This window comes from Streptomyces sp. HSW2009 (assembly GCF_040240285.1).
In the GTDB taxonomy this organism is placed as follows: domain Bacteria; phylum Actinomycetota; class Actinomycetes; order Streptomycetales; family Streptomycetaceae; genus Streptomyces.
The window spans coordinates 1-7,963 of sequence record NZ_JBEHZD010000380.1; the positions used below are offsets into that span (position 1 = coordinate 1).

The following is a 7,963-nucleotide window of genomic DNA, read 5'->3' on the forward strand; positions in this document are numbered from 1 at the left end:
CCCCCCCCCCCCGGCCGGGGCGGGCGCCGTCCCCGGGCCCACCCCCGGGGCGCGGCCGCCGCGGCCGACCCGCCCCGGGGCGCGGCGGGCGACCCCGCGCCCGACACCGGCGCCGCCCCCGACACCGATTCCGGGGCCGACCCCGACACCGACCAGCGGTCGGGCGATGACCGGTCGGGCCCGGCCGTGGACACGGCACCGCAGCGAGAGGAGCACCGCCGATGATCGTGGTCCAGTTGTTGATCGGCCTGCTCACGCTGGTGGTCAACGCGTACTTCGTGGGCGCCGAGTTCGCGCTGATCTCGGTGCGCCGCAGCCAGATCGAGCCGCACGCCGAACAGGGCGACCGGCGGGCCCGCAGCGTCCTGTGGGGCCTGGAGCACGTGTCGGCGCTGATGGCGGCGGCGCAGCTCGGCATCACGCTGTGCACCCTGGTGCTCGGCATCGTCGCCGAGCCGGCCATCGCCCATCTGCTGGAGCCGGTCTTCCACGCGGTGGGCGTGCCGGACGGGCTGACCCACCCGATCGCCTTCGTGATCGCGCTGGCGGTGGCCACGTACCTGCACATGCTCTTCGGCGAGATGGTGCCGAAGAACATCGCGCTGGCCGAGCCGGTGCGCTCCGCGCTGCTGCTCGGCCCGCCGCTGGTGGCCATGTCCCGCGCGCTGCGGCCGGTGATCTTCACGGTCAACGCGTTCGCGAACACGCTGCTCAAGCTGTTGCGGGTGGAGCCGAAGGACGAGGTGGCCGCCTCGTTCTCGGACGCCGACCTGGCGCGGATGGTCGCCGACTCCAGCGAGGCGGGGCTGTTGGACGACCGGGCCACCGAGCGGCTGCGGGACGCGCTCGAACTCGGCCAGCGGCCGGTGCGGGACGTGGTGCTCTCGGTGGACCAGGTGGTCACGGCCAGGCTCGGGGTCACCCCCGAGCGGCTTGAGCGACTCTCGGCCGAGTCCGGGTTCTCGCGCTTCCCGGTCATCGACGGCAGCGGGCGCATCCTCGGCTACCTGCACGTGAAGGACGCGCTCGACGCCAGGCCGCGCGACGTGGCCTTCCGCCCCGAGCAGTTGCGACCCATCGCCCGGGTCCGGGCCGCGACCCCGCTGGACGACGTGCTGACCGCGATGCGCGGCACCAGTACGCACCTGGCCGCCGTCATCGACGAGCAGAGCCGGCTCGCCGGGCTCGTCACCATGGAGGACGTGCTGCGGGAACTGGTGGGCCCGGCGCCCACCACCTGACCGGCGCCCCGGGGGGGCCGGCCCCCCCGCCGGGGCCCCCCCCGGGGCCGGGGGCCCCCCCCCCCCCGGGGGCCCCCCCCCCCCCCCCCGGGGGCCCCCCCCCCCCCCCCCCCCCGGGGGGGCCCCCCCCCCGCGCCGGCCCCCCCGCAAGGCTCCGGTCTCACACGCACTCCGGGGCAGCCGCCGCGCCACCGCGTGTACGCAGCCGCCGCGCCACCCCGCGTACTACGCCCGATCCGGCCGGGCCCGCATCCGCTCGGCGACGCCGCGTAGGTGCGCGTCCAACGTGGCGGCCGGGTCGTCGCTGAACCCGGACAGCGCGACGGCGGCCGTGAGGATCACGTCGCACAGTTCGGCGGCCACGTCGGCCCGCCCGTGGGTGACGCCCTTGCGCGGATTCTGGCCGGTCAGCCCGGTGTACGCGCGCATCACCTCGCCCGTCTCCTCGGCCAGCTTCAGCAGCCGCAGGGCCCGTTCCTCCGCCGGGTCGCGGTCGGCGTTGGCCGCATCGAGCCAGTCCACCGCGTGCCGGGCGGTCTCCCACAGGACCGACCCGGACGGCGCGCCAGCCGGCACGGGCGCTCCCTCCGCAACCCCCTCGGCAGCCTCCGCGGCGGCACGCGCCGCGCGCTCGTGCAGGGCGTCGAGTTGGTCGGCCCTGATCCGGTCGGCGCTCACGCGCTCGCTCATCTGGCGGTCTCCCCATCGGTACGGTGCCCGGGCCCGGCGGCGGGCCGGGGCCGGAGCAACGGGACAAAGGCGGGCGGGTGGGATGGTGCGGTGCCGGGCCCGGAGTACGGCCCGGCCTGCCGATATGATCGCGTTCGCCATGCAGATGAACGCCACGTACTCCAGTTTCGTCGCGGTCGGCGACTCCTTCACCGAGGGCATGTCCGACGAACTGCCCGACGGCACCTACCGGGGCTGGGCCGACCTCCTCGCTGCGCGGCTCGCCGCCCGGGACCCAGGCTTCCGCTATGCCAACCTCGCCGTGCGCGGCAAGCTCATCGGCCAGATCGTCGACGACCAGAGCGGCCCGGCGGCGGCGATGGACGCGGACCTGGTCACCCTGGTCGGCGGGTTGAACGACGTGCTGCGCCCCAAGTGCGACATGGCGCGGGTGTGCGCCAGGTTCGAGGAGGCCGTCGAGCGGCTGGCCCCGGGCTGCCGCCGGCTCGTCCTGATGCACAGCCCCGGGCGGCACGGCCCGCTGCTGGAGCGGGGCAGGCCGCGCATGGAGCACCTCTACGCCCATATCGACGCGGTCGCGGCACGGCACGGCGCGCTGGTGGTGGACCTGTTCGGGGCACCGGTGCTGGGTGACGCCCGGATGTGGGCCGATGACCGACTGCACCTGAACGCGGAGGGCCATCGGCGGGTGGCGGAGGCCGTGTGGCAGACGATCGGGCTGCCGGCCACCTTCGACTGGCGGGAGCCGCTGCCGCCGCCGGTGCTGCCCGGCTGGCGCTCGCGGCGCAGCGCCGACCTGCGCTTCGCCCGCCAGCACCTGGCCCCTTGGATCGGCCGGCGGCTGACCGGCCGCTCGTCGGGGGACGGTCGCGCGCCCAAGCGGGCCGAGCTGCTGCCCCTCGTACGCGCCGACGACGCCGCCGACCACGCAGTGGGCGGTACAGCAGGCGGTGCACCGGGCGACGTGTCGACCCGGCCCCCGGTGTCCGAGGGCTGAGCAGCGACCCTCGCGGCGGCGGCCCGAAGGCGGCTGCCGCCCGCCGCGGGCCCGGCGCTGGCCTGCGGATACCGCCAGTAGACTGCCCCCGTGACTGTTAAGCCGCGCATCCCGAACGTCCTGGCCAGCCGCTACGCCTCGGCGGAGCTCGCCGTCCTGTGGTCCCCCGAGTACAAGGTGACGCTGGAAAGGCGGCTGTGGCTCGCCGTGCTGCGCGCCCAGAAGGACCTCGGGATCGAGGTGCCGGACGGGGCGATCGCCGACTACGAGCGGGTCCTGGAGACGGTCGACCTGGAGTCGATCGCCGAGCGCGAGAAGGTCACCCGGCACGACGTCAAGGCGCGGATCGAGGAGTTCAACGCGCTCGCCGGGCACGAGCAGGTCCACAAGGGCATGACGTCCCGCGACCTGACCGAGAACGTCGAGCAGCTTCAGCTCAGGCTCTCCCTTGAGCTGGTGCGCGACCGGGTGGTGGCGGTGCTGGCCCGGCTGGGCAAGCTGGCCGCCGACCACGCCGAGCTGGTCGTGGCCGGGCGTTCGCACAACGTGGCGGCCCAGGCCACCACCCTCGGCAAGCGGTTCGCCACCGGTGCCGACGAGCTGCTGGTGGCCTTCGGCCGGCTTGAGGAGTTGCTCGGCCGCTACCCGCTGCGCGGCATCAAGGGCCCGGTCGGCACCGCCCAGGACATGCTGGACCTGCTCGGTGGCGACGCCGGCAAGCTGGCCGAGCTTGAGCAGCGCATCGCCGGCCACCTCGGCTTCGCCCACGCCTTCACCTCCGTCGGCCAGGTCTACCCGCGCTCGCTGGACTACGAGGTGGTCAGCGCCCTGGTGCAGGTGGCAGCCGCCCCGTCGTCGATCGCCAAGACGATCCGCCTGATGGCCGGGCACGAGCTGGTCACCGAGGGGTTCAAGCCCGGGCAGGTCGGCTCCTCCGCGATGCCGCACAAGATGAACACGCGCTCCTGCGAGCGGGTGAACGGCCTGACCGTGATCCTGCGCGGCTACGCGTCGATGGCCGGCGAGCTCGCCGGCGACCAGTGGAACGAGGGCGACGTGTCCTGTTCGGTGGTGCGCCGCGTCGCGCTGCCGGACGCGTTCTTCGCACTCGACGGACTGTTGGAGACGTTCCTGACAGTGCTGGACGAGTTCGGCGCCTTCCCGGCCGTCGTCGCCCGCGAGCTCGACCGCTACCTGCCGTTCCTGGCCACCACCAAGGTGTTGATGGCCGCGGTACGGGCCGGGGTGGGCCGCGAGGAGGCGCACGAGGCGATCAAGGAGAACGCGGTGGCCGCGGCGCTCGCCATGCGCGAGCAGGGCGCCGAGCGCAACGAGCTCCTGGACAAGCTCGCGGCGGACGAGCGACTGCCGCTGGACCGGGCGGAGCTGGACGCGCTGATGGCGGACAAGCTGTCCTTCACCGGCGCCGCGGCCGACCAGGTGGCGGCAGTCGTGGCCCGCATCGAGGAGATCGCCAAGCGGTACCCGCAGGCCGCGGGTTACGCGCCGGGGTCGATCCTCTGACCCCCGAAGAGCTGGCCGCCGCCCGCGACCGCGTCATTCCCGACGTGGTCGCGGCCGGGCTGCGGGTGCTGTTCTGCGGCATCAACCCCGGCCTGCTGTCGGCGGCCACCGGCCACCACTTCGCTCGCCCCGGCAACCGCTTCTGGCCGGTCCTGCACGACAGCGGTTTCACCCCGCGCCAACTGCGCCCCGCGGAGCAGGAGGAGTTGCTGGCGTACGGCCTCGGCATCACCAACGTGGTGGCCAGGGCCACCGCACGGGCCGATGAGCTCAGCGCGGAGGAGTACCGCGCGGGCGGCGAGGTGCTGCGCACGAAGGTCGCCCGGCTGCGTCCGGCGTGGCTGGCGGTAGTCGGCGTCACCGCCTACCGCGTCGCCTTCGCCGACCGCACCGCCCGCATCGGCCCCCAGCCCGGCACGCTGGGCGAGACCCGGGTGTGGGTGCTGCCCAACCCGAGCGGCCTGAACGCACACTGGAGCCGCCAGGCCATGGCCGAGGAGTACGGGCGGCTGCGCAGCGCGGCCACGGAGCAGTCGGACGCGGAGTAGGACGCAGGCCCGCCAGCGGGGGCTGCTCCGCGGCCAGGCCCGCCGCGGATCGGCCCCGCTACGCATCGCGCCGCTCCAGCACCCACCAACCCGCCAGGACCGCGGCCAGCGTCCACGCGGCGAGCACCGCGAGCCCGCTCCACGGGCCGAGGCCGTCCGTCGGCCTGGTGTGCAGGACCGCCTGACCCGCGGCGTCCGGCAGCAGGCGGGTCAGCCGGTACGCGGCCGACGTCGTGCCCACCACCGGCTGGACGAGGGTGAGCAGCGGCACCAGCAGGCCGAGGGCGGCGACCTGGCTGCGTACGGCGGTGGCGACGCCGGCGGCCAGCACCGTCAGCAGCCCCAGGTAGAGGCCGCAGCCCAGCGCGGCGCGCAGCGCGCCGTCGGCGCCGATGCCCACCCCCGCACCGCCGAGCAGCGCCTGGCCGGACAGCAGCGAGACGAAGCCGGTCAGCAGGCCGACGGCGAGGCCGCACGCGCCGATCACGGCGAGCTTGCAGCCGTAGAACAGGCCCCGGCGCGGGACGGCGGCCAGTGCCGTGCGGATGCCGCCGGTGCGGTACTCGGCCGTGACCACCAGCACCCCGAAGCAGAGCGCGGCCAACTGGCCGAAGCACAGGCCGAAGAAGGCGTGGAAGACCGGGTCGAAGTCGGCTTCTGCTGCGGGGCGGTAGCTAGCGCAGGCCAGCGCCGAGGCGCCGGCCGTGGCCGGCAGCACGCAGGCCAGCGCGATCAGTGTGGCCCGCACCGTGTGGACCTTCGTCCACTCCGCGCGCAGCACCCCGGCGGGCGTCATCGCCGGCTCCCCTGCTCGCTCGTGCGGCCGGTCGCGGCGTACGGCGTGGCGTCGGCCGTCAGTTTCAGGTACGCCTCCTCCAACGAGACCCCCGCATCGGCCAGTTCGAGCAGCGGCACGCCGGCGGCTGCCACCAGGTGGCCCACCCGGGCCGCCGACGCGCCGGGCACGCTCCAGCGGCCTTCGCCATCGGGCAGGCCGCACAGCCCGGCGGCGCTGAGTGCGCTGTGCAGCCGCTCGGGTTCGGTGGTCCGCAGCCGGGCCCGCGGGGTGCCGTGGGCCCGGAGGAAGGCGGCCATCGGGGTGTCGGCCAGCAGTCGCCCGCGGCCGAGCACGATCAGGTGGTCGGCGATACGGGCCGTCTCGCCCATCAGGTGGCTGGAGACCAGCACCGTACGGCCCTCGGCCGCCAGCCCGCGGAGCAGCTCCCGGAGCCAGATGATGCCCTCGGGGTCCAGACCGTTGGTCGGCTCGTCCAGGATCAGTACGGGCGGGTCGCCGAGGAGTGCCGCGGCCACCCCGAGCCGCTGCCGCATGCCGAGCGAGAAGGTGCCGACGCGGCGCCGGGCGACCTGCGCGAGGCCGGCCTCGGCGAGCACCTCGGCCACCCGGCGGTCCGGGATGCCGTTGCTCAGCGCCAGGCAGCGCAGGTGGTCGCGGGCGGTCCTGGCGCCGTGCGCGGCTCCCGCGTCGAGGAGCGCGCCGACCAGCCGCAGTGGCCGGGGGGCTGCCCGGTAGCGGGCGCCGCCGATGGTCACCCGGCCCGCGGTGGGCCGGTCCAGGCCCAGGGCGATGCGCAGCGTGGTGGATTTGCCCGCGCCGTTGGGCCCGAGGAACCCGGTCACCAGGCCCGGCCGGACGGTGCAGGTCAGCCCGTCCACGGCGCGGTGCCGCCGGTAGTCCTTGCGCAGGTCTCGTACGTCGATCGTGGTCATGCCGCCACGCTGCCGGACCCGCACGTGCCCGCGCCTCCCCCGCGGGTGGGGCCGCGCTCCCCCGCGCGGGGGAGCCGCCGGACGCGGCACGCTGCCACGATGGGGCGGTGCTCCCGCTGAAGGCCGTGTTCCGGCCACTGCAACGAACCGTCACCTACACCCGCTGGCTCCACCTGCTGGTCGGTGGCGTCTTCGCCGCGATCTGTCTGCTGGTGTTCCCCGGCACATCGGCCACCGGCCCGGTGAGTTGGGCCGGGTTCCTCGCGTTGCCGGTGCCGCTGCTGATCGGGCTGGCCATGGTGCCGGTGGTGCGGACGGCGGAGGGGGTGCAGGTACGGGCCATGGTGCTGCCCTGCCGGGCAGTTGCCCACGACGGTGGCCCCGGTGGGACGGTGGAGGGGGCCGGGCCCTGGCCCGCCGACCTCAGGGCCTCGGTGGGGCCCGCACTGAGTTGGGGCGAGCGCGGCCGGACCGCCCTGTGGCTGCTGGTCCGGGTGCTGGCCGGGGTGCCGGTGCTGCTCGCGACGGTGTGGCTGCCGGCGCTCTCGGTGGTCCTGGTGGTGGGGCCGGGTGGCTGGTTCGTGCTGCTCGCGCCGCTGCCGCTGGTGGCGCTGGCCGCGGTGGTGGTGGCGGCCGGTGCCGTGCTCGCACAGGCGGCGTGCTGGCTGTTGGCGCCGTCGGCGGCGGAGCGGGTGGCGGCGTTGGAGGCGCGTACGGAGCGGCTGTTGGAGCACAACCGGCTGGCCCGCGAGTTGCACGACTCGATCGGGCACGCGCTCACCATCGCCGTGGTGCAGGCCGGGGCGGCGCGCGCGGCGGGCTCGGCCGAGTTCACCGAACGGGCCCTGGCAGCGATCGAGGACACCGGCCGGCAGGCACTGGAGGACCTGGAGCGGGTGTTGCGCCTGCTGCGCCCCGACGCTGACGGGGCGGGTGCAGCGGGTGGGCGCCGCCCCGACCTGACGGACGTGGCGGGACTGTTCGCGTCGGCCCGGGCGGCCGGCGCGCCCGTGGTGGCCGAGGTCGACCCTGCCGTACGGGAGGTGCCGGGGCCGCTGTCCCGCGAGGGGTACCGGATCGTGCAGGAGGCGCTGACCAACGTGCTGCGGCACGCGGGCCAGGTGCCGGTCACGGTACGGATCGCAGTGGCACCCGCCGGCCTCGTCCTTGATGTGCGCAATCCGCTGCCGACGCCAGGGCCGGGCCCGGTCGGCGGTGGCCAAGGCGGCGGC

At 75.4% G+C, this 7,963-nt stretch carries 8 protein-coding genes and 1 pseudogene; 6 read left to right on the plus strand and 3 right to left on the minus strand.

Annotation, left to right across the window (positions count from 1 at the left end):
* Both AAHZ94_RS23860 and AAHZ94_RS23865 read left to right on the plus strand, forming a co-directional pair.
* Positions 1-225: pseudogene (locus AAHZ94_RS23860) on the plus strand (hypothetical protein); the annotation flags it as partial.
* A complete protein-coding gene (locus AAHZ94_RS23865) occupies positions 222-1,241 on the plus strand; it encodes a hemolysin family protein (protein ID WP_349995088.1) in 1,020 nt (339 codons plus the stop codon). The pseudogene AAHZ94_RS23860 and the gene AAHZ94_RS23865, both read left to right, overlap by 4 nt.
* 225 nt (positions 1,242-1,466) lie before the next feature.
* Here the strand turns inward: AAHZ94_RS23865 and AAHZ94_RS23870 are convergent, their stop codons facing one another.
* Positions 1,467-1,931 carry a MazG-like family protein gene (locus tag AAHZ94_RS23870; RefSeq protein WP_349995090.1) on the minus strand — a complete coding sequence of 155 codons (465 nt, stop codon included), beginning with the start codon at positions 1,929-1,931 and terminating at the stop codon, positions 1,467-1,469.
* A 139-nt stretch (positions 1,932-2,070) separates the two neighbouring features.
* Here AAHZ94_RS23870 and AAHZ94_RS23875 point away from each other — a divergent pair, with 139 nt between their 5' ends.
* From AAHZ94_RS23875 to mug, 3 genes are all read left to right on the plus strand, one after another.
* A complete protein-coding gene (locus tag AAHZ94_RS23875) occupies positions 2,071-2,928 on the plus strand; it encodes an SGNH/GDSL hydrolase family protein (RefSeq protein ID WP_349995097.1) in 858 nt (285 codons plus the stop codon).
* Positions 2,929-3,018: 90 nt separating this feature from the next.
* Positions 3,019-4,452: an adenylosuccinate lyase gene (purB, locus tag AAHZ94_RS23880; RefSeq protein WP_349995091.1), complete on the plus strand. Its 1,434-nt coding sequence runs from the start codon at positions 3,019-3,021 to the stop codon at positions 4,450-4,452.
* A complete protein-coding gene (mug, locus tag AAHZ94_RS23885; RefSeq protein WP_349995098.1) occupies positions 4,449-5,000 on the plus strand; it encodes a G/U mismatch-specific DNA glycosylase in 552 nt (183 codons plus the stop codon). Before purB ends, mug begins: the two co-directional genes overlap by 4 nt.
* A gap of 58 nt (positions 5,001-5,058) precedes the next feature.
* On the opposite strand, the gene AAHZ94_RS23890 is transcribed toward mug, so the two are convergent.
* Complete coding sequence (locus AAHZ94_RS23890; RefSeq protein WP_349995093.1) at positions 5,059-5,796, minus strand: ABC transporter permease; 738 nt, start codon at positions 5,794-5,796, stop codon at positions 5,059-5,061.
* A complete protein-coding gene (locus AAHZ94_RS23895; protein ID WP_349995095.1) occupies positions 5,793-6,731 on the minus strand; it encodes an ATP-binding cassette domain-containing protein in 939 nt (312 codons plus the stop codon). Before AAHZ94_RS23895 ends, AAHZ94_RS23890 begins: the two co-directional genes overlap by 4 nt.
* 107 nt (positions 6,732-6,838) lie before the next feature.
* Here AAHZ94_RS23895 and AAHZ94_RS23900 point away from each other — a divergent pair.
* Positions 6,839-7,963, plus strand: a 1,125-nt coding sequence (locus AAHZ94_RS23900; protein WP_349995096.1) for a sensor histidine kinase, incomplete at its 3' end; no start/stop codon positions are given.

Excerpts from the sequence above, each read along its gene's own strand:
- AAHZ94_RS23890 (WP_349995093.1), bottom strand. The coding sequence starts at position 5,796 with ATGACGCCCGCCGGGGTGCTGCGCGCGGAGTGGACGAAGGTCCACACG.
- AAHZ94_RS23870 (WP_349995090.1), bottom strand. The coding sequence starts at position 1,931 with ATGAGCGAGCGCGTGAGCGCCGACCGGATCAGGGCCGACCAACTCGAC.
- AAHZ94_RS23865 (WP_349995088.1), top strand. The coding sequence starts at position 222 with ATGATCGTGGTCCAGTTGTTGATCGGCCTGCTCACGCTGGTGGTCAAC.
- AAHZ94_RS23875 (WP_349995097.1), top strand. The coding sequence starts at position 2,071 with ATGCAGATGAACGCCACGTACTCCAGTTTCGTCGCGGTCGGCGACTCC.
- AAHZ94_RS23895 (WP_349995095.1), bottom strand. The coding sequence starts at position 6,731 with ATGACCACGATCGACGTACGAGACCTGCGCAAGGACTACCGGCGGCAC.